General features: G+C 67.7%; 20 protein-coding genes. 13 read left to right on the plus strand and 7 right to left on the minus strand.

What is annotated here, in order from left to right; all coding sequences use genetic code 11:
• The first annotated feature begins 168 nt into the window (after nucleotides 1-168).
• Complete coding sequence (locus FB475_RS28120; protein WP_141860002.1) at nucleotides 169-3,594, plus strand: error-prone DNA polymerase; 3,426 nt, start codon at nucleotides 169-171, stop codon at nucleotides 3,592-3,594.
• Nucleotides 3,595-4,481: 887 nt separating this feature from the next.
• Here the strand turns inward: FB475_RS28120 and FB475_RS28125 are convergent.
• Nucleotides 4,482-4,805: a hypothetical protein gene (locus FB475_RS28125; protein ID WP_141860005.1), complete on the minus strand. Its 324-nt coding sequence runs from the start codon at nucleotides 4,803-4,805 to the stop codon at nucleotides 4,482-4,484.
• 32 nt (nucleotides 4,806-4,837) lie between these two features.
• Between FB475_RS28125 and FB475_RS36985 the strand changes: the two genes are divergently transcribed.
• The gene (locus tag FB475_RS36985; protein ID WP_185759480.1) at nucleotides 4,838-4,996 is read left to right on the plus strand and encodes a hypothetical protein; all 159 of its coding nucleotides are present in this window, start codon (nucleotides 4,838-4,840) and stop codon (nucleotides 4,994-4,996) included.
• A 305-nt stretch (nucleotides 4,997-5,301) separates the two neighbouring features.
• Here FB475_RS36985 and FB475_RS28130 read toward each other — a convergent pair whose 3' ends face one another.
• The 3 genes from FB475_RS28130 to FB475_RS28140 all read right to left on the minus strand — a co-directional run bounded on the left by FB475_RS28130 (nucleotide 5,302) and on the right by FB475_RS28140 (nucleotide 7,925).
• Nucleotides 5,302-6,111 (minus strand): class I SAM-dependent methyltransferase, encoded by an 810-nt coding sequence (locus FB475_RS28130; RefSeq protein WP_238332484.1) that lies wholly within the window; start codon nucleotides 6,109-6,111, stop codon nucleotides 5,302-5,304.
• A gap of 61 nt (nucleotides 6,112-6,172) precedes the next feature.
• A complete protein-coding gene (locus FB475_RS28135) occupies nucleotides 6,173-6,697 on the minus strand; it encodes a hypothetical protein (RefSeq protein WP_141860007.1) in 525 nt (174 codons plus the stop codon).
• A 55-nt stretch (nucleotides 6,698-6,752) separates the two neighbouring features.
• Nucleotides 6,753-7,925 carry a hypothetical protein gene (locus tag FB475_RS28140; RefSeq protein WP_141860008.1) on the minus strand — a complete coding sequence of 391 codons (1,173 nt, stop codon included), beginning with the start codon at nucleotides 7,923-7,925 and terminating at the stop codon, nucleotides 6,753-6,755.
• An 82-nt stretch (nucleotides 7,926-8,007) separates the two neighbouring features.
• Here FB475_RS28140 and FB475_RS28145 point away from each other — a divergent pair, with 82 nt between their 5' ends.
• Complete coding sequence (locus tag FB475_RS28145; RefSeq protein WP_141860011.1) at nucleotides 8,008-8,466, plus strand: SRPBCC family protein; 459 nt, start codon at nucleotides 8,008-8,010, stop codon at nucleotides 8,464-8,466.
• Here FB475_RS28145 and FB475_RS28150 read toward each other — a convergent pair.
• Nucleotides 8,444-8,935 carry a MarR family winged helix-turn-helix transcriptional regulator gene (locus FB475_RS28150; protein WP_238332485.1) on the minus strand — a complete coding sequence of 164 codons (492 nt, stop codon included), beginning with the start codon at nucleotides 8,933-8,935 and terminating at the stop codon, nucleotides 8,444-8,446. The two genes, FB475_RS28145 and FB475_RS28150, sit on opposite strands and share 23 nt — an antisense overlap.
• A 71-nt stretch (nucleotides 8,936-9,006) precedes the next feature.
• Here FB475_RS28150 and FB475_RS28155 point away from each other — a divergent pair, with 71 nt between their 5' ends.
• Complete coding sequence (locus FB475_RS28155; protein WP_141860013.1) at nucleotides 9,007-9,579, plus strand: NADPH-dependent F420 reductase; 573 nt, start codon at nucleotides 9,007-9,009, stop codon at nucleotides 9,577-9,579.
• A 12-nt stretch (nucleotides 9,580-9,591) separates the two neighbouring features.
• Here FB475_RS28155 and FB475_RS28160 read toward each other — a convergent pair whose 3' ends face one another.
• On the minus strand, nucleotides 9,592-10,224 hold the full coding sequence (locus FB475_RS28160; RefSeq protein WP_141860016.1) for a LysE family translocator: 633 nt from the start codon (nucleotides 10,222-10,224) through the stop codon (nucleotides 9,592-9,594).
• A gap of 82 nt (nucleotides 10,225-10,306) precedes the next feature.
• On the opposite strand from FB475_RS28160, the gene FB475_RS37275 reads away from it, so the two are divergent.
• Nucleotides 10,307-10,456, plus strand: coding sequence for a hypothetical protein (locus FB475_RS37275; RefSeq protein ID WP_202878567.1), 150 nt, complete (start codon nucleotides 10,307-10,309; stop codon nucleotides 10,454-10,456).
• 5 nt (nucleotides 10,457-10,461) lie between these two features.
• Nucleotides 10,462-11,592, plus strand: coding sequence for a BNR-4 repeat-containing protein (locus FB475_RS28165; protein ID WP_202878568.1), 1,131 nt, complete (start codon nucleotides 10,462-10,464; stop codon nucleotides 11,590-11,592).
• On the opposite strand, the gene FB475_RS28170 is transcribed toward FB475_RS28165, so the two are convergent.
• A complete protein-coding gene (locus FB475_RS28170; protein ID WP_202878569.1) occupies nucleotides 11,585-13,267 on the minus strand; it encodes a sigma-54-dependent Fis family transcriptional regulator in 1,683 nt (560 codons plus the stop codon). The two genes, FB475_RS28165 and FB475_RS28170, sit on opposite strands and share 8 nt — an antisense overlap.
• A 147-nt stretch (nucleotides 13,268-13,414) precedes the next feature.
• Between FB475_RS28170 and FB475_RS28175 the strand changes: the two genes are divergently transcribed.
• From FB475_RS28175 to FB475_RS28205, 7 genes are read left to right on the plus strand one after another with little or no spacing between them, the layout of a single operon-like run.
• Nucleotides 13,415-15,046 carry a ferritin family protein gene (locus tag FB475_RS28175; protein WP_141860020.1) on the plus strand — a complete coding sequence of 544 codons (1,632 nt, stop codon included), beginning with the start codon at nucleotides 13,415-13,417 and terminating at the stop codon, nucleotides 15,044-15,046.
• Nucleotides 15,047-15,054: 8 nt separating this feature from the next.
• The gene (locus FB475_RS28180) at nucleotides 15,055-16,080 is read left to right on the plus strand and encodes a 2Fe-2S iron-sulfur cluster-binding protein (protein WP_141860022.1); all 1,026 of its coding nucleotides are present in this window, start codon (nucleotides 15,055-15,057) and stop codon (nucleotides 16,078-16,080) included.
• Between the two features lies 1 nt (nucleotide 16,081).
• On the plus strand, nucleotides 16,082-17,179 hold the full coding sequence (locus FB475_RS28185) for an aromatic/alkene monooxygenase hydroxylase subunit beta (RefSeq protein WP_141860024.1): 1,098 nt from the start codon (nucleotides 16,082-16,084) through the stop codon (nucleotides 17,177-17,179).
• 5 nt (nucleotides 17,180-17,184) lie between these two features.
• Nucleotides 17,185-17,520 carry a propane 2-monooxygenase effector subunit MimD gene (gene mimD, locus FB475_RS28190; protein ID WP_141861601.1) on the plus strand — a complete coding sequence of 112 codons (336 nt, stop codon included), beginning with the start codon at nucleotides 17,185-17,187 and terminating at the stop codon, nucleotides 17,518-17,520.
• Between the two features lie 10 nt (nucleotides 17,521-17,530).
• Nucleotides 17,531-18,562, plus strand: a complete 1,032-nt coding sequence (locus tag FB475_RS28195; RefSeq protein WP_141860027.1) for an amidohydrolase family protein — start codon at nucleotides 17,531-17,533, stop codon at nucleotides 18,560-18,562.
• Nucleotides 18,559-19,266: an iron-sulfur cluster assembly protein gene (locus FB475_RS28200; RefSeq protein WP_141860029.1), complete on the plus strand. Its 708-nt coding sequence runs from the start codon at nucleotides 18,559-18,561 to the stop codon at nucleotides 19,264-19,266. Before FB475_RS28195 ends, FB475_RS28200 begins: the two co-directional genes overlap by 4 nt.
• Nucleotides 19,263-20,282 (plus strand): NAD(P)-dependent alcohol dehydrogenase, encoded by a 1,020-nt coding sequence (locus FB475_RS28205; protein WP_141860031.1) that lies wholly within the window; start codon nucleotides 19,263-19,265, stop codon nucleotides 20,280-20,282. The genes FB475_RS28200 and FB475_RS28205 overlap by 4 nt, the downstream gene beginning before the upstream one ends.
• Nucleotides 20,283-20,301 lie beyond the last annotated feature (19 nt).

The raw sequence follows: 20,301 nt of genomic DNA on the forward strand, positions 1-20,301 counted from the left end.
CCACGAGAGGGGGAGCACCCACAGCGCTGCAGCGTTCATGTGGGCCTCACCTCCAACTGTGATGTCACGGACCAGGGAACGGTACCAACCGAACGACTGCCCCGGTCAACCGAATTTCAGTTTCTCGAACAGGTGTTCTATTCTTGGTGTCGACGGGAGGTGAGTGGAATGGGGTATAACAACCCGCCGATCAAGTGGTCGGAGTTGGAGCGGAGGTTGTCGGACCGCTCACGCCCGGGCAGTCACGGCGGGCGTCCGGTGACCGCTGACGGTGGCGACAGTCCGGCCTGGTCGCAGCACCGCGGGCCGTATGTTCCGGAGCCGGTGCACCGGCCCGCGCACGCGGTGCCGTATGCCGAGCTCCACGTCCATTCGAACTTCTCCTTCCTGGACGGTGCGTCCCAGCCCGAGGACCTGGTCGCGGCTGCGGTTCGGCAGGGGCTGCACGCGCTGGCGCTGACCGACCACGACGGGTTCTACGGCGCGGCCCGCTTCGCCGAGGCCGCAGCGGCGTACTCACTGCCAACGGTGTTCGGGGCGGAGCTGTCGTTGGGGCTGACCGGCCCGCAGAACGGGATGGCCGACCCGGAGGGCAGCCACCTGCTGGTGCTGGCCGAGGGACAGGAGGGGTATCACAAGCTCGCCGGTGCGATCACCGAGGCGCAGTTGGAGGGTGGCGAGAAGGGCAAGCCCGTCTACTCGCTGGAGAAGCTGGCGGCCGTCGGCCGGGACGACTGGGTGATCCTGACCGGTTGCCGCAAAGGGCTGGTCCGACAGGCGCTCGAACTCGGCGGGCACACCGACGGTCCGGCCGCGGCCGGTCGTGAGCTGGACCGGCTGACCGCGTTGTTCGGCCAGGACCGGGTGGTCGTCGAGCTGATCGACCACCAGCTCCCCGCCGACACCACCCGGAACCGGATCCTGGCCGGCCTGGCCGCCGACCACGGTCTTCCAGTAGTTGCCACGAACAACGTTCACTACGCGACCCCCGCGGAGTACAAGCTGGCCACGGCACTGGCCGCCGTCCGGGCTCGTCGTGACCTGGACTCGATGGACGGCTGGCTGCCGTCGAGCGGGATGGCGTTCCTGCGCTCCGGCGCGGAGCTGATGGCCCGCTTCCAGCGGTACGACGGGGCCGTGGCGCGCTCGGTGACGCTGGCGGACCAGCTCGCGTTCGACCTGGCACGGGCGAAGCCGAAGCTGCCGCTGCGCGACGTACCGGACGGGCACACCCCGATGTCGTGGCTTCGGGAGCTGACGTTCCGCGGCGCCTCGAAGCGGTACGGGACCCGCGAGGAGCGCCCGGATGCGTACGAGCGGCTCGAGCGGGAGCTGGCCGTCATCGAGGAGAAGGAGTTCCCGGGGTACTTCCTGATCGTGGAGGACATCGTCCGGTTTGCCCACGACAACGGGATCCTCTGCCAGGGCAGGGGATCCGCGGCGAACTCCGCGGTCTGCTACGCGCTCGGGATCACCGCGGTGGACAGCATCCTCTACAACCTGCCGTTCGAGCGGTTCCTGGCGACGACCCGGGCCGAGGAGCCGGACATCGACGTGGACTTCGACGCCGGGCGGCGCGAGGAGGTGATCCAGCACGTCTACACCAAGTACGGGCGGCACAACGCGGCCCAGGTGGCGAACGTGATCTCCTACCGCCCGAAGTCCGCGGTCCGTGACATGGCGAAGGCCCTGGGGTACTCGGTCGGTCAGCAGGACGCCTGGTCGAAACAGGTGGACGGGTGGAGCCCGGAGATCACCTCGACCGACCACGACATCCCGCCGCAGGTGGTGGCGATGGCGAGCGAGCTGCTGAAGTTCCCACGGCACCTGGGAATCCACTCCGGCGGGATGGTGCTGACCGAGCGGCCGGTCGGCGAGGTGGTGCCGATCGAGCACGCCCGGATGGAGAACCGCACGGTCCTGCAGTGGGACAAGGACGACTGCGCGTGGATGGGGCTGGTGAAGTTCGACCTGCTCGGGCTCGGCATGCTCGCCGCCCTGCGGTACTGCCTGGACATGGTGAGCGAGCGGCTCGGAGAGCACTGGGAGCTGCACACGATCCCGCGCGAGGAGGCCGGGGTCTACGACCAGCTCTGCCGGGCCGACTCGGTGGGCGTGTTCCAGGTCGAGTCCCGGGCCCAGATGGCGACCCTGCCCCGGCTGAAGCCGCGCCGGTTCTACGACCTGGTCACCGAGATCGCGCTGATCCGCCCCGGCCCGATCCAGGGCGGCGCCGTCCACCCGTACATCCGCCGCCGGACCGGGGAGGAGCCGGTCACCTACCTGCACCCGAAGCTGCAGCCGGTGCTGGAGCGGACCATGGGCGTGCCGCTGTTCCAGGAACAGCTGATGCAGATGGCGATGGCGGTCGGCGAGATCGACGGCGACGAGGCCGACCTGCTCCGCCGCGCGATGGGGTCGAAACGCGGTATCGAACGGATCTCCTCACTGAAGGAGAAGCTGTACGCCGGGATGGCCGGCAACGGGATCACCGGCGACCTGGCCGACGACATCTACGCCAAGATCGAGGCGTTCGCGAACTTCGGGTTCGCCGAGTCACACTCGATCAGCTTCGCGCTGCTCGTCTACTCCAGCACCTGGCTGCGCCTGCACTACCCGGCCGCGTTCCTGGCCGCGCTGCTCCGGGCGCAGCCGATGGGGTTCTACTCACCGCAGTCCCTGGTCGCGGACGCCCGCCGCCACGGTGTCGAAGTACGGCGTCCGCACCTGCACCTGTCCGGTGTCGACGCCGGCCTGGAGTACCTGGTCGACGGGCAGGAGCTCACCGGTCCGACCGGGTCCCCGGAGTGCCTCGCGGACCCGCAGCCGCCGGTCGGGCCGTTCGATCCGAAGGCGCCGTTCGACACCACCGTGCACCGGCGCGACGGGGCGTTCGCGGTCCGGCTCGGGCTGGCCGAAGTACGGACCGTGGGGGAGAAGGGCGCCAAGCTGATCGTCGAGGAGCGCGAGCGTGGCGGACCGTTCACCGAGATGGCCGACCTGGTCCGCCGTACCGGCATCACCGCTGCGCAGGTCGAGGCGCTCGCGACGGCCGGCGCGTTCGACTGCTTCGGCCTGGACCGCCGCCAGGCGCTGTGGGAAGCCGGCCGCGCCGCCGAGGAACGCCCCGGCCAGCTGGCCGGGATCACCGCGGCCGGTCCGCCACCGACCCTGCCCGGAATGAGCGACATCGAGGCCGACATGGCCGACCTGTGGTCCACCGCGATCACCACCACCAGCCACCCGATGCAACGCGTCCGCGACCAGCTCCGCGCCGAAGGCATCCTGTCCGCCGCCGAACTCCGCGAAGCCCCCGACGGCGCCCGCGTCCGCGTCGCCGGCGTGGTCACCCACCGCCAACGCCCCGCCACCGCCTCCGGCGTCACCTTCATGAACCTCGAGGACGAGACCGGCATGGCCAACATCGTCATCACCGTAGGCTGCTGGCACCATCACGCCGCCGTAGCCCGCAACGCCGCCGCCATGATCATCCGCGGCCGAGTAGAACGCTCCGGCGAAGTAACCAACCTCTCCGCCGAACACCTCCAACGCCTCCCCCTAGCCGCCCGCACCAAATCCCGAGACTTCAGATAACCCACCCCACCCAGCACTTGCGCGTGAACTGGTGATCCGTCGGCTGTGGCAACGGACACCGCTTCGCGGCGGCTGCTTGTTGGCCGCCTTCGGCGGCGCGCGGGCTGGTACTTGGCGCGGAGGTACTGGCGGGGAGTCGGGTGCTCCGTCGGCTGGGGTGTGATGGTCACCGCTTCGCGGCGGCTGTTCTGTTGGCCGCCTCCGGCGGCGTTCCGGGGAGGTTCCACGGGCGAGGTGGTGGCGCGGAAGTGGGGTAGTCAGTTCGACTGGGGTGACGGGTCTCGCTTCGCGGCGGCTGTTCTCTTGGCCGCGTTCGGCGGCGCGCGGGCTCGTCCTACATGTGGAGGTGCTTGCGGGGAGCCAAGTAGTCCGTTCGGCTGGGGTGTGATGGTCACCGCTTCGCGGCGGTTGTTTGTTTGCCGCCCTCGGCCCCGGGCTGGTGCTACGTGCGGAAGTGCTGGCGGGTGAGGCGGGTGGTCGGTCGGCTGAGGTGATGGTCGCCACTTCGTGGCGGCTGTTTTTGGTCGCGTTGGGCGGTGTGCCGGGGAGTTCTCCGGGGCGAGGTGCTGGCGGGGGAGTCGGGTGGGTGGTCGGCTGGGATGACGGGCACCGCTTTGCACCGGCTGCCTGTCGGTTGGCTTCGACGGGTGGGTGGGTGAGCGCTGCGAACAGGCGGAAGCCACACCTCTGCCAGCACCTCGGGCCCTACGACCTCATGCCTTACGACCTCTCCCGACACCTCGGGCCGTACGCCTCACTCCGTACGATCCCCGTCAACACGTCAGCCCGTACGACCTCTGCCCGTACGAGCTGACGCCGTACGAGCTGACGCCGTACGAGCTCTGCCGACACCTCGGGCCGTATGACCTCAGCCCGTACGACGTCCGTCAGCGCCTCGGTCCGTAGGACCTCACGCCGTGGAGCTCACGTCGTAGGAGCTCACGTCGTACGAGCTCCGTCAGTACCTCAGCCCGTACGACCTCACGTCGTACGACCTCCGTCAGCACTTCAGCCTGTGCGAGCTCAGGCCGTACTACCTCCGTCGACACCTCGGGCAGTACGACCTCAGCTCGTACGACCCCATGTCGTACGAGGTTCGTCAGTACTTCAGCCTGTGTGGCCTCACGTCGTATCAGCACGTACGACCTCAGCACGTACGACCTCAGCACGTACGACCTCAGCACGTACGACCTCAGCACGTACGACCCCATGTCGTACGAGGTTCGTCAGTACTTCAGCCTGTGTGGCCTCACGTCGTATCAGCACGTACGACCTCAGCACGTACGACCTCAGCACGTACGACCTCAGCACGTACGACCTCAGCACGTACGACCTCAGCACGTACGACCTCAGCACGTATGAGCTCCGTCGACACTTCGGCCTGTGCTGCCTCAGCCTGTAGGAACTTCACCGCGCGTTCCCGGCGCGGCCAACCAACCAGGCACCACGAGGCGGTGCGTGGTAGTCATCCGATGGGTCAACTGCTTCCCCCGGGCACCGGAGGGATGGGGTGGCGGGTTGGATTGTTGGTTGCGGTTGGCTGCGTGCTGGGCGAGCACACCCCGGGTCTGCACGCGTTCTGCGCCGAGGGTGGGGCGGGCCGGGGGTGCGGTCGGAGGTGTGGGGTGGCGCCGGTGGTGGGGTCGGAGGTGTGTAGTGGCGCCGGTGGTGGGGTCGGAGGCCTGGGGCGGGGTCGGGGCCGGGGGCTCAGGAGGGTTTGTGGGCTTGGGTTGCGAAGTAGTGGGACATGTAGGCGGCGGATGCGTTGGATTGGTGGGGGGCTTCGGTGAAGGCGGTGATGACGAAGCCGGCGTCGAGTTGGCCTCCGATTTGGGCGGTCAGGGTGTGGCTGTATTCGAGTGGCGCGTCCGCGCCGAACTTCGCCGCGCGTTCCTCGGGGGAGTACTGGGTGACGTCGCTGTACGGGAGCTTGTGTACGACGATCAGCTCGCCGCGCTCGTCGAGGGCCTCGTGGTCGAACAGGTACGCATCCGGGTTGAGGAAGCCGGCTAGCAGCGTCCCGCCCGGGCGGAGGACGCGGAAGCATTCACGCCATACCGGTGCCAGGTCGGGTACGAACAGGTTCGAGACCGGATGGAACACGACGTCGAAGGTTGCGTCGCCGAAGGCGCTCAGGTCGCGCATGTCGCCGAGGACGGTGTGCAGCTCGAGTCCGTCGCGGGCCGCGACCAGCTCGTCCTGGCCGAGCTGGCCGGGCGAGTTGTCGAAGACGGTGACGCGCGCTCCCGCGGCGGCGAGGATCGGGCCCTGCTGGCCGCCGCCGGAGGCCAGGCACAACACGTCCTTGCCGGTCAGGTCGGCCGGCAGCCAGGAGCGGTCGAGTGGCTGACGCCCGATGAGAACGATCGACCAGTCACCCTTCCGGGCGCGTTCGACCTCCTCGCTGCTCACCGGCGTCGACCACTCGTTGCCCTCTTCAACAGACTTGTCCCACGCTGCGCGATTATGGGCAGCGGGGTCGACGACGTCGTCCTGCACGTTCAGCTCCCTACTCAAGCCACCAGCGGCACTGGCAGTGCTGCCAGCCAACACGATCACGGGTGCCGGCTCAACGAAATTAGCTGGTGCGGGGGCGGAGCATGCGGCGAAGGCGGGCCAGGACCTGGTCGGTGAACAGGCCGGCCAGGCAGCCGGTCAGTACGAGTACGGCGACCGCCGCGCTGGACGTGGTCTCGTCTCCGATGCTCAACAACCCGGTGTTCACAGCGACGACTGACACCGAACCGAGGAGCGCCGACCACAGCGGCCGCATCACGTACCAGCTCAGCTGATGATCCGGAGCGCTGCTTCGCGCGAACGCCATGCTCTGCTGGATGACGCTCCCGACCGTCCCGGCGGCCGCGCCGACGATCAGCAGGCTCATGTTCAGCGTGACGGCGATGCCGGCGACCGAGCTGCTCGCGACGCGGCCAGGCCCGGCGGCCTCCTGCGCCGCGACAAGTCGTTCGGCGAGTCCGTACGTCGCGATCAGGCAAGGCAAGGCCACCAGCGCCTCGATGATGTTCACGCCGACGATCGCCCGCCGCGTGGACCGTCGTACGGCGGTCGTCCGGTGCCGCTGTGGTTCGACTCTGTTGCTCATGAGAACTCCTTCCCCCTACTAGCTCGGAGTCCACAGTGGGCGGCGCGATACATGTCTAGCTGGAGGAAGACCTGAGGCGGTCCAGGATGGTGGCTGCGAGCGAAGCGCGGCTGGTGTCGCCCTCCCACTTGCTGCGGACGTCGTCGGACTCCAGCGCCTGCTGTAGCTGGGCTTTGGCGTCGGCCGACAGTGACGCGGCCATCAGGTTCGCGACCGTGAGCGCGTGGTACTGCTCGAAGCCGGAGCGGGAGTTCTGGATCGCGTTCAGCACCGACGGGAAGTCGGCCAGGCGGGGGTCGGTCTCCATCAGTGCGAGCGCCACGATCCGGCTCCCGTGGGTGCCTTCGTTGAAGAGCTGGACGACGTCGAGCTGGTGGAAAGGCTGGCTGTCCGGGAGGCGCCGAGCCTGGCGGACGATCTCGGACATCTGCGAGGTACGGCGGGTACTGGGCGGCGTGTCGCGGAGGCGGTTGTACTGGAGGATCAAGTCGGTCGTCCCAGTTGTGGGGGTCGCCAACGAGTCGGTGGCCAGCGCCAGCTGGTTGTTCGCGCGTTCCCGGGCGGTCTGCGCGGTCTCGGTGTCGCCTGCGCGGTCTGCGCGGCGGGCCAGTTCGAGCAGAGCGTCGGTGTTGCTCATCAGCAGGCCGAGACGCAACCGCGCGTACAGCCAGCCGGTGAGAAAGCCGACGACGAAGAAGTAGATCACCACGCTGCCGGCGAAGGAAGCCCGTCCGCTGCCGTCCCCCAAGGCGGGGGCAAGCCCGTGAAACAGCTGCGACGCCTCACGTTTGATCGCGGTGAACTGGGTGAGGCCGACGCCGACGAGGATCTTGGTCAGCCAGTCGGAGATCTGTTCGAGGTTCGTGTTGGCACCAACAGCACCGAGCGAGGCGGCCTGGGGGATGGCGCCACCAGCAGGTACGGCGGCATCCCCGCCGGCCTGACGGTCGATGCCGGGGGTGGTGCGCGGTACGCCGAAGAGAATCCCGACCAGGACTCCGCTACCCAACGCCGCGACGGCGATCATCACCGACGCGGAAACGACCGACAAGCTCGCACTGGGCCCGGCCGCCGCGTACGCGATCGTCGCGACCAGCCCACCCGCGACGGCCGTGCTCTCGACGAAGTAGACGGCCGAGACCCTTGACCCCGGCGTCGTGTCACCAGCCGAACGGCCTTGCCAGAAGCGCCACCCGGACCGATGGCTCGTTTCCTGGTGCTCGGACATGAGCCCACCCCCCGCCCCTGAGACCGAGAATGGCTGTCCGATCACGTGCTGTAAATAGTTCGAGCGGTCGTACAGTCGGAGTATGGCTGTCGATGTGGTGACCGAGGTGGTGATCAGGCGGCCTGTCGACGTGGTGGCTGGGTATGCGGGGGATCCGGGGAATGCGCCGCAGTGGTATTCGAATATCGAGTCGGTGAACTGGCGGACGGAACCGCCCGTCCAGGTCGGGTCGCGGATGGAGTTCGTGGCGCATTTTCTAGGGCGGCGGCTGGCGTATACGTACGAGGTCGTCGAGCTCGTGCCCGGCCGACGGTTGGTGATGCGGACGGCGCAGGGGCCGTTTCCGATGGAGACGAGTTACGAGTGGGCGCCGGTGGGGGAGAGCCGTACCCGGATGACGTTGCGGAACCGGGGTGAGCCGAGTGGGTTCGCCGGGGTGGCCGCGCCGCTGATGGCAGCGGCGATGCGGCGCGCCAACACCAAGGACCTGGCCAGGTTGAAGGACGTGCTGGAGCGGGTCAGCGGCGATACACCGCGCTGAGGTTGCCCTCGGGGTCGACGGACTCGAGGATCGCGCCGGCGATGCCGGCGAGCTGGGTGATCTGCTCCGGAGTCAGTACGTCGATGACGTGCCGGCGGACCGTTTCGACATGGCCGGGCGCGGTCGCCTTGATCTTCTTCCAGCCGGTCGCGGTGAGCCGCGCGTTGGTGGCGCGGGCGTCCTGCGGGCACGGGAACCGCTCGATCAGGCCGCGGTCCTCGAGTCGTTTCACGACATGTGACAGCCGTGGGAGGGTGGCGTTGGTGCGCTGCGCGAGCGCGGTCATCCGCAGCGTCCGCTTCGGCGCCTCGGACAACATCGCCATCACGTAGTACTCGAAGTGGGTCAGGTCGGCGTCCCGGCGCAGCTGCGAGTCGAGGACGCCGGGCAGCAGTTCCAGTACGGCGGCCAGCCGCACCCATGCGGTCATCTCGGCGTCGTCCAGCCATCGTGTGGTCACGGACACCATCCTAATGGTTGTAGCTACAACTAAACTGCACTATCGTAATAGTTGAAGGTACAACCAAAAGGAGTGAGAGTATGACGCACGTCAGCATCATCGGCAGCGGCAACATGGGCCAGGCGATCTCCGCGATCGTCGCGAAGGGCGGCAACACCGTCGAGCTGTTCAACTCCACCGACAAGGACAAGGCGGTCACCGGCGAGGTCGTGATCCTCGCGACGCCGTACCCGGCGTACGAGCAGGTGCTCGCGGATCGCGCCGACCAGCTGGCCGGCAAGGTCGTGGTCGACATCAGCAACCCGCTGAACTTCGAGACCTTCGACTCGCTCACCGTCCCGGCCGACGGTTCCGCAGCCGCCGAGCTGGCCGCGAAACTCCCGGATTCCAAGGTCGTCAAGGCGTTCAACACCAACTTCGCCGCAACCGTTGCCTCTGGCAATGTCGGCGAGCTGCCGACGACCGTACTGATCGCCGGCGACGACGCGGACGCCAAGGCGTTGCTGGCCGGGATCGTCTCCGCGGGCGGTCTGCGCGCGGTCGACGCCGGCTCCCTGAAGCGCGCCCGCGAGCTCGAGGCGGTCGGCTTCCTCCAGCTCACCCTCGCGGTCGGCGAGAAGACCCCGTGGACCGGCGGCTTCGGTCTGGCCTGAGCGCCTGACCGCCTAACGCAATAGTGCCAGGCGGACGCCGAGCCCGATGAAGATCCCGCCCGTGGCCGTGTCGATCCGGCGGCGGGCGGTACGCCGGGTGCGCAGCCAGTTCCCGATCCGCCCGGACAACAGTCCGACCGTCCCGTCGACGAGGAACTCGAGCACGATCAGGATGGCGCCGAGCACCGCGAACTGCAGCCACACGTGACCCCGCGCCGGTGTCACGAACTGCGGCAGGAACGCGATAGTGAACGTCACCATCTTCGGGTTCAGCAGGTTCGTGGTGAGGCCAGTGAGGTACACCTTCCGTCCGGACATGGTGGCCTCGCCGGCGGGTGCGTCGTCGACCGGATCCTTCCGGTGCCGGATCAGCTGGACCCCGAGATAGATGAGGTACGCCGCACCGGCGATCCGGACCGCCGTGAAGGCGACCGGTACGGCCTCCAGCAGGGCGGCCAGCCCGGCCGCAGCCACCGCGACGTGCACCAGCTCACTCGTCGCCACCCCGGCGGTCGCGAGCAGGCCGGCGCGCGGCCCGTTCCGCATACCGCATCCGAGGATGAACAGCATGTCCGGCCCGGGCGTGATCATCGCGACCGTGGTCGTCAACAGGAACGCGAGCAGCAGGTGCGTGTCGACGGGCATGTTTTGATCTTCCCATCAGCCACCGACCAAATGGTGGCAAGCGCTTACCCATGGACAATGAAGTCTGCGAGCATGGCTGTCCATGGCGCGAGTGATCAACGACAACGGTGCGTGGTGCTGGTTCCAGGACGAGCGCGCGCTGGTCGACCCGGTCAGCGGCGTGCTGGTCGTCGGATCGATCGCAGCGCCCGAGGGGGCGCGCGGAGACACGCGGCCGGCAACGTCGAGTTGACGGTTGTGGATCTGCACACGGGTACGGCGGACATCGTCGTACTGCATGAACAGTTCGAGGCCGACGATCACGACGTACCGGCGTTGTGGCGGCGTAGCGACGGCCGGTGGCCGGCGGTCTACACCAAGCACAAGACCGACGACCTGACCCGCTGGCGGGTGAGTGAGCCGGGCGATCCGCGAACGTGGGGTCCGGAGCGGACGTTCGACTGGAGCGAGTACACCGGCGGGCGCGGCGTCACGTACTCGAACCTGCACGAGCTCGACGGTCGCCTGTACTGCTTCGCGCGGGCGGTGAACGACGATCCGTGCGCACTGGTGTCCGACGACGAAGGCGACACCTGGACGTACGCGGGCAAGCTCTTCACCCGCCCGAAGGTCGGCTACGTCAACGGCTACACGCGCTACACCTCCAGCCCCACACGCATGGACCTGATCACGACCGACCACCATCCGCGCGACTACAACAATTCGATCTATCACGGGTATCTCAAAGCCGGCGCGCTGCACCGCAGCGACGGCACGACCATCGACGAAAAGGCACTCGACGGCGACGCCCCGTCACAGGTCGAGCTGACCACGATCCTCCAAGCGGGCTCGGTCTGGCACGGCGAGCCGATGACGCACTGCTGGACCGTCGACATCCGCCGCGCCGGCGACGACATCGCAGCGGTCATGCTCGCGCGCCACGACGTACCGGAGAACCCGGAGGACGCGTTCGCACGAGAGCATCCGGTGCCGGACCACCGCTTCTTCTACGGCCGCCTGACGTCCGGGAACACCTGGCAGGTCAACCAGTTGGCGAAGGCGGGTCACGGTCTGCTCAAGCACGAGAACGACTACACCGGGCTGGTCGCGATCGACCCTTACGACCTCGACTCGCTCTACGTCTCCACCTCGATCGACCCGCGCGACGGCAAGCCGCTGGATCACCACGAGATCTTCCATGCCCGTACGGCGGACCGTGGCGAAACGTGGACGTGGACGCCGATCACCGAGAACTCGCAACGCGACAACCTCCGCCCGATCGTCGCGCCGGGCGATCCGGCCCGGATTCCACTGCTCTGGTTCCGCGGCGAGATGAGCGCGTCCCAGCACTACAACTGCGAGATCGTGCTGGACGACCAGCTCAGGTGACGATCGCGTAGTCGCGAATCTTCCGGTAGATCGTCGCGCGCGACATCCCGAGCGCCAGCGCGGCCGCCGCCTTGTCGCCCTTGTGGGCAGCCAGCGCGTCGACGATCGCGTCCCGTTCCAACGCCTCCAGCCGGGTCAGATGCCGCCGCGTCGTCGCCCGGCACTCCGCGGGCAGCCCATCGAGGTCGACCACTCCCGACCGGCGCCGCCGGGCGATCTCACCGAGCACGGTCCGCAGATGCGTCACGTTCCCGGGCCACGGCAGCCGCATCAGCTGGCTGATCGCCGCCTGCGACAACGTCACCCCGGTGACGCCGGTCCGGGCGAGCAGATGCGGTACGAGCGCCGGTACGTCGTCCAGGTGATGCCGCAACGGCGGTACGGCGACTGTGCGCGGGAAGAATCGCAGTAGCTGCGTATCGAGCTCGTCCTGCGCGTCGGACTGGCCTCTGATCACGGTCAACGCGATCCACGGCTCGTCGGACAGGCTGTCGCGGACGGTCTGCAGTACGTCGACCAGCGCGTGGATGTTCTCGGTGGACAGCAGGTGCGCGTGCCGCAGTACCAGGTCCGACCCTGATTCGAGCTCGGCGGTCGCGGCGTTGACGAGCTCGGGGTCGTCCGCGTCGAGGATCACCAGGCGGATGCCCGGCCGCGAGTAGTTGTGGACGGCCCGCAACAACGTCAGCTTTCCGGTGCCGGCCTCACCTTCGGCCACGATCCACTCGGCACGGCCGGCGGATTCGAGCACCTCCTGCGTGGTGTGCCGCCACAGTGCGCTGGTGCCGATCACACCGGGCAAGGTCGGCACGCGCGTCGCCGAGCTGCGGAGCAGCCCCGAGCGGTGTTCGCGTACCTGGACGATGCCGCCCGCGAGCCGGTTGCCGAGGAACGTCGGCTGGTACGCGAGCCGCGCGGTGAACCCGCTGGGCAGGTCGGCGATGAAGGTGGCCGGGCGGACGCCGCCGCGGGCATCCCTGGTCCGGTCGATCAGCGCGGCCTGGTCCGCGGCGTCGAAGTGGGCCTGGGCGTGCGCGTTGATCATGAACACCTCCTCGCCGAGCGCGATCACCGAGCCGCCGGTGTGCCGGCAGGCCGCGTAGTAGTCGCTCAGCAGCGCCTGGTCGAGCGCGTTCGCCTCCTCGACGATCCGCTCCTGGATCCGCCGGGCGGCCAGCTTCGCGAACGACAGCAGGACGGCGTTCGAGTTCCGCGCCTGGGTGGTGATGTCCAGGACGCCGAGCTGACCGCCGGTGACCGGATGCGTGATCGGTGCGCCGGCGCAGGCGAATCCGCGCAGTACACCGGTGTAGTGCTCAGGTCCGTGCACCAGGATCGGGCCGCCGACCTCGAGCGCCGTACCGATGCCGTTCGTGCCGACCTGGGCTTCGGAGTAGGTGAAACCGGGGGACAGGTCGACCGCGTCCAGGCGGCGGATCAGCGCCGGGTCGCCGCCGCGGCGGTCCAGGACGACACCCTTCGCGTCGGTCAGGATGATGCAGACCGGCTCGTTGGTGAGCTCCGAGGCCAGTGCGTCGATCACCGGACGGGCCGCGCGGGTGAGCGTGGTGTCGACATCGAGAGCGGAGATGTACGCCGGTGACGGCTGGTCGACGTCCACCAGCGACGCCTCCGACCGCTGCCAGGACAGCAGGATCGACTCGCGAAGCGTCATCGGCACCTCCTCGATCGACGGATCACCCCAGCGAACACCGCCCAAGGTAGTTCGGCAACGGTGTGACCGGTATCTCACATTGAGACAGCAGCGCCCGGGCCGGACGGCTTTCATCACTGCCATCAGCCCGACCCTGGAGGCAGGCACATGAGCAGGCAAAGTCTCACCAAGGCGCACGCGAAGATCACGGAGCTCTCGTGGGAGCCGACCTTCGCGACCCCGGCGACCCGGTTCGGAACGGACTACACGTTCGAGAAGGCGCCGAAGAAGGACCCGCTGAAGCAGATCATGCGGTCGTACTTCCCGATGGAGGAGGAGAAGGACAACCGCGTGTACGGCGCCATGGACGGCGCGATCCGCGGCAACATGTTCCGCCAGGTCCAGCAGCGCTGGCTGGAATGGCAGAAGCTCTTCCTCAGCATCATCCCGTTCCCGGAGATCTCGGCCGCGCGGGCGATGCCGATGGCGATCGACGCGGTCCCGAACCCGGAGATCCACAACGGGCTCGCGGTCCAGATGATCGACGAGGTCCGGCACTCGACGATCCAGATGAACCTCAAGCGGCTGTACATGAACAACTACATCGACCCGGCCGGGTTCGACATGACCGAGAAGGCGTTCGCGAACAACTACGCGGGCACCATCGGCCGGCAGTTCGGCGAGGGATTCATCACCGGTGACGCGATCACCGCCGCGAACATCTACCTGACCGTGGTCGCCGAGACCGCGTTCACCAACACGCTGTTCGTCGCGATGCCGGACGAGGCGGCCGCGAACGGCGACTACCTGCTGCCGACGGTGTTCCACTCGGTGCAGTCCGACGAGTCGCGGCACATCAGCAACGGGTACTCGATCCTGCTGATGGCGCTCGCCGACGAACGCAACCGCCCGCTGCTGGAGCGCGACCTGCGCTACGCGTGGTGGAACAACCACTGTGTCGTGGACGCGGCCATCGGCACGTTCATCGAGTACGGCACGAAGGACCGCCGTAAGGATCGTGAGAGCTATGCGGAGATGTGGCGCCGCTGGATCTACGACGACTACTACCGCAGCTACCTGCTGCCGCTGGAGAAGTACGGACTCACGATTCCGCACGACTTGGTGGAGGAAGCGTGGAACCGGATCACGAACAAGGGTTACGTGCATGAGGTGGCGCGGTTCTTCGCCACCGGCTGGCCGGTGAACTACTGGCGGATCGACACGATGACCGACAAGGACTTCGAGTGGTTCGAGGACAAGTACCCGGGCTGGTACTCGAAGTACGGCAAGTGGTGGGAGAACTACAACCGGCTGGCCTACCCGGGCCGGAACAAGCCGATCGCGTTCGAGGACGTCGGCTACCAGTACCCGCACCGTTGCTGGACCTGCATGGTGCCGGCGCTGATCCACGAGGACATCGTGGTCGAGAAGGTCGACGACCAGTGGCGGACGTACTGCTCGGAGACCTGCTACTGGACCGACGCGGTCGCGTTCCGGGGTGAGTACGAGGGCCGGCCGACGCCGAACATGGGCCGGCTGACCGGGTTCCGCGAGTGGGAGACCCTGCACCACGGCAAGGACCTGGCCGACATCGTCTCCGACCTCGGCTACGTGCGTGACGACGGCAAGACGCTGATCGGGCAGCCGCACCTCGACCTGGACCCGAAGAAGATGTGGACCCTGGACGACGTCCGCGGCAACACCTTCAACAGCCCGAACGTGTTGCTGAACGAGATGACCGACGCGGAACGTCAGGCGCACATCGCGGAGTACCGCGCCAACGGCACGAAGGTCGCCTAGGACAGACCATGGCCGACAAACACCGTATCCAGTTCGAACCGGTCGGCATCGAGATGGAGGTCGACGAGGACGACAAGATCCTGGACGCGGCGTTCCGGCAGGGCATTCACCTGATGCACGGCTGCAAGGAGGGGCAGTGCTCCGCCTGCAAGTCGTACGTCCTCGACGGTGACCTGCAGATGGAGCGCTACTCCACCTTCGCCTGCAACGACGCGGAGGTCGCCGAAGGGTACGTGCTGCTGTGCCGGGCGCACGCGTTCAGCGACTGCACGATCGAGCTGCTCAACTTCGACGAGGACGAGCTGCTCGGCGGCATCCCGATCCGGACCGTGAGTACGTCGGTCTCCGCGATCGAGCCGGTCACCCGGGACATCGTGTCGCTGCGCCTGAAACCGGCGGAGGAGTTCGACTTCAAGCCGGGGCAGTACGCCGACCTCACCATCCCCGGGACCGACGAGCACCGGTCGTTCTCGATGGCGACCACCCCCGCCGGCGAGATCGAGTTCCTGATCAAGAAGTACCCGGGCGGCCGGTTCTCCGGCCTGCTCGACGACGGCCTGACGGTCGGCGACGAGCTCGCGATGACCGGGCCTTACGGCTCGTCCACCCTGAAGGAAGGGCACGTGCTGCCGGTCGTCTGCGTCGCCGGCGGCGCCGGGATGGCACCGATCCTGTCGATCCTGCGGCACCTGAGCGCGACCGGCAGCACCCGCCCGGTGCGGTTCTACTACGGCGCGCGGACGGCGGCCGACCTGTTCTACCTGGACACCATCCGGGAGCTCGGGTCGGGCCTCGCGGACTTCGAGTTCGTCGCCTGCCTGTCCGAGTCACCGGAACAGGACGACGGCGCCCACGAGGTCGGCAACGTCACCGACGTGGTCGACCGGCGCGAGCCGCAGCTGAGCAAGTGCGAGACGTACCTGTGCGGCCCGCCGCCGATGGTCGACGCCGCGCTCGCGCTGCTCGAGCACCACGCCGTACCGAAGGACCAGATCTTCTACGACAAGTTCACCAGCCCAGCGACTGGAGCCTGAGATGACACAGACCAAGCCACGCAGTTTCCCGCGGATCGAGTTCACCGACTCCGAGGCCGGGGCGCTGGAGTTCCCCAGCTCGACCAGCCGGACGTACAACTACTACAAGCCGGCCAAGCTGCGCGCGACGATGTACGAAGACGTCACCGTCGACGTCCAGCCGGATCCCGACCGGCACCTCAGCCAGGGCTGGATCTACGGCTTCGGCGACGGCCCGGGTGGCTACCCGAAGGAGTGGACGGCGGCCAAGTCGTCCAACTGGCACGCGTTCCTCGACCCGAACGAGGAGTGGAACCAGACGATCTACCGGAACAACTCCGCGACCGTGCGACAGGTCGACCTCAGCCTGCAGAACGCCAAGCGGGCCCGGGCGTACGAGGGCTGGAACACGGCCTGGCTGAAGTTCATCGAGCGCAACCTCGGCGCTTGGATGCACGCCGAGAACGGCCTCGCGCTGCACGTCTTCACCAGCATCCAGCGGTCCGGCCCGACGAACATGATCAACACCGCGGTCGCGGTGAACGCGGCGCACAAGATGCGGTTCGCGCAGGACCTGGCGCTGTTCAACCTGGATCTGAGCGAGGCCGACGTACCGTTCGACGGCTCGGCGCACAAGGAGGTCTGGAAGTCGGCGCCGGAGTGGCAGCCGACGCGCGAGGTGGTCGAGCGGCTGACCGCGGTCGGTGACTGGTGTGAGTTGCTGTTCGCGACGAACATCGTGTTCGAGCAGCTCGTCGGTTCGCTGTTCCGCAGCGAGCTGGTGATGCAGATCGCGGCCCGCAACGGCGACTACATCACGCCGACGATCGTCGGCACCGGCGAGTACGACTACGACCGCGACCTCAGCTACTCGCGCAACCTGTTCCGGCTGCTGACCCGGGACGAGGAGTACGGCGAGACCAACAAGGTGCTGTTCGGCGAGTGGCTCGCGACCTGGGTGCCGCGGTGCCTCGACGCGGCGCACGCGCTGCAGCCGATCTGGTCGCAGCCGGCCGACAAGGCCGTCACGTTCGCGTCGAGCTTCGACGCGGCCAAGCAGAAGTTCCGCTCGCTGCTCACCGAGCTCGGGCTCGACACCCCGAAGGAGCTGGACCAGTGACCGCGATGCAGTTCGGATCCCAGACCGAGTTCTCCAACAAGTGCGGCGTGACGCTGATGAACACGCCGGTCGGCCGCGTGGTCGCGGACGTGATGGGCGCCAAGGACGGCGTCGAGCTGACCGAGTACCCGTCGATGATCCGGGTCGACGGTACCGGCGTACTGGACTTCGACTACGCCGAGCTGACCGACGCGCTCGGCTCGGACTTCGACGGGTCGGTGTTCGAGGAGATCAGCTCGACGCACTACGGCCGGATGGTGCACCTGGACGAGCGGACGCTGCTGTTCGCCAGCCCGGAGGACGCCGCGGAGTACATCGGTTTCGACCTCACGGTCCACTAGGAGGCGTGGCATGTACGAGAAGGACGGCGAGAAGTACTACGTGGTCGACGCGCACGTGCACATCTGGGACGGCCGCGAGTCGAACCAGAAGAACGTGCACGGCAAGCAGTTCATCGACTGCTTCTACGACTACCACCGCAACCTGAGCCCGGAAGAGGTCGTGTGGGACTACGACACCTACACCTACTACGGCGGCCAGCGGCTGATGAAGGACGTGTTCGAGGACGGGTACGCCGACCACGCGATCTTCCAGGCCACCCTGCTGAGCGACTTCTACAAGACCGGGTTCGGCCAGACCGAGGAGGCGTTCGGGCTGGCGTCCGAACACCCGGACAAGCTCACCTACAACCACGCCTACGATCCGCGCAACGGTGAAGCGGGCCTCGAGCAACTACGCCGGGACGCCGAGCGGATGAACCTGAAGGGCGTCAAGCTCTACACCGCCGAGTGGCACGGCGACTCCCGCGGCTACAAGCTCGACGAGCCGTGGTCGCGCCGGTACCTCGAGGAGTGTCTCGAGCTCGGGATCAAGAACATCCACGTGCACAAGGGCCCGACGATCCGGCCGCTGGACCGGGACGCGTTCGACGTCGCCGACATCGACAAGGTCGCCACCGACTACCTCGACCTGAACTTCATCGTCGAGCATGTCGGCCTCCCGCGGCTGGAGGACTTCTGCTGGATCGCCACCCAGGAGTCGAACGTGTACGGCGGTCTCGCGGTCGCGATGCCGTTCGTGCACGCGCGGCCGAAGTATTTCGCGCAGATCATCGGCGAGCTGCTGTACTGGCTCGGCGAGGACAAGATCCTGTTCGCCAGCGACTACGCGTTGTGGACGCCGAAGTGGCTGGTGGAGAAGTTCGTCGACTTCCAGATCCCCGCCGACCTGCCCGAGTACGCGCCGATCACCACGGCGCAGAAGAAGAAGATCCTCGGCCTGAACGCGGCCGCGCTGTACGGTCTCGACGTACCGGCGGAACTGCGGTTGCCGACGGACGCCGGTGATGCTCCGGCCGAGGTCGCGGCGGGCGCAAGGTCATGATCGCCGTCGCGTCGACATCCCAGAGTCAGTCACTGTCCGACAGGGTCCTGGCGGCCCTGTCGGCGGTGACCGATCCCGAGCTGGACGAGCCGATCACCGACCTCGGTTTCGTCCGCTCGGTCCGGATCGAGAACGGGAACGTGACCGTGCACCTGCGGTTGCCGACGTCGTTCTGCTCGCCGAACTTCGCCTACTTGATGGCGTCCGACGCACTGGACGCTCTCCGGAAGGTCGAGCGGATCGGAGACGTGGTGGTGCAGCTGGACGACCACCACGACTCGGACAAGATCAACGCCGGCCTCGCGGCGGAGGCCGGGTACGTCGGGACCTTCGGGGTCGAGGCCGAGGAGAGTCTGGACGAGCTCCGGCGGATCTTCTGGGTGAAGGCCCACACCGCGGCGATGGAACGGTGCGCGGAGCAACTACTCAGGTCGACCGAGGTGACGGTGGACGATCTCCATCTCGTCACGCTCGCCGACGTACCCGATGGCGCACACAAGGAGGCGTTGCTGCGCCGCCGGGTCGCCGTCGGACTCGGGGTCGACCCGGCCGATCGGCTCGTGGTCGACGACGAAGGTCAGGCGCTCGCCGCGGCGGACGTACCGCTGCGGCTGCGGTTCGCGAAGTCGGTACGGATCTCGATGGAAGGCAATGCGCACTTCTGTCGTGGACTGCTGGCCACAAGGTATGGGAGCACAGCATGAGAGCGGTCCAAGTGGTCGGCTATCACACCGACCTGAAGCTGTCCGACGTACCGGAACCGAAGGTCGAGGGCCCGCTCGACGTGATCGTGCGCGTTGGCGGCGCCGGCGTGTGCCGGACCGACCTGCACATCCTCGAAGGGCAGTGGGCGGAGAAGTCCGGCGTCGCGCTGCCCTACACGATCGGCCACGAGAACGCGGGCTGGGTCGAGGCCGTCGGCGACGCGGTCAGCAACGTGAAGCCCGGCGACAAGGTGATCCTGCATCCGCTGATCACCTGCGGGTTGTGCCGGGCGTGCCGGTTCGGCGACGACGTGCACTGCGAGAACAGCCGGTTCCCGGGGATCGACACCGACGGCGGGTACGCCGAGTACCTGCGGACCACGGCCCGCAGCGTGGTACGCATCGACGACAGCCTGGAACCGGCCGACGTCGCGGCGCTCGCGGATGCGGGCCTCACGGCGTACCACGCGGTCCGGAAGGCGGCGGCCTCGCTGCGTCCGGGGGACGTGTGCGTGATGATCGGCGCCGGCGGGCTCGGACACATCGGCATCCAGGTACTGAAGGCGCTCTCGGCCGCGACGCTCGTCGTCGTCGACCGGAATCCGGCCGCCGTCGCGCTCGCGGTGTCGATCGGCGCCGACCACGGCATCGTTGCCGACGGCACCCAGGTGCGACAGGTCCTGGACCTCACCGGCGGTGCGCAAGCGGTGATCGACTTCGTCGGCGAGGGCGGTGCGACCGCGGAGGGCGTCGCGATGTTGCGGCGAGCAGGCAACTACTACGTGGTCGGGTACGGCGAGAACCTCGACGTACCGACGATCGACATCATCTCGACCGAGATCAACTTCGTCGGGAACCTGGTCGGCTCCTACACCGACCTGCAGGAGCTGATGGTGCTTGCCGCCCAGGGCAAGGTCACCCTGCACACCAGCAAGTACGCGCTCGCCGACTACCAGCAGGCGATCGACGACCTCGGCCGCGGGCTGGTCCGCGGCCGGGCGATCCTCATCCCGTGACCCGAGAGGCGGTCTGATC

Source organism: Kribbella jejuensis (genome assembly GCF_006715085.1).
GTDB classification, from domain to species: Bacteria; Actinomycetota; Actinomycetes; order Propionibacteriales; family Kribbellaceae; genus Kribbella; species Kribbella jejuensis.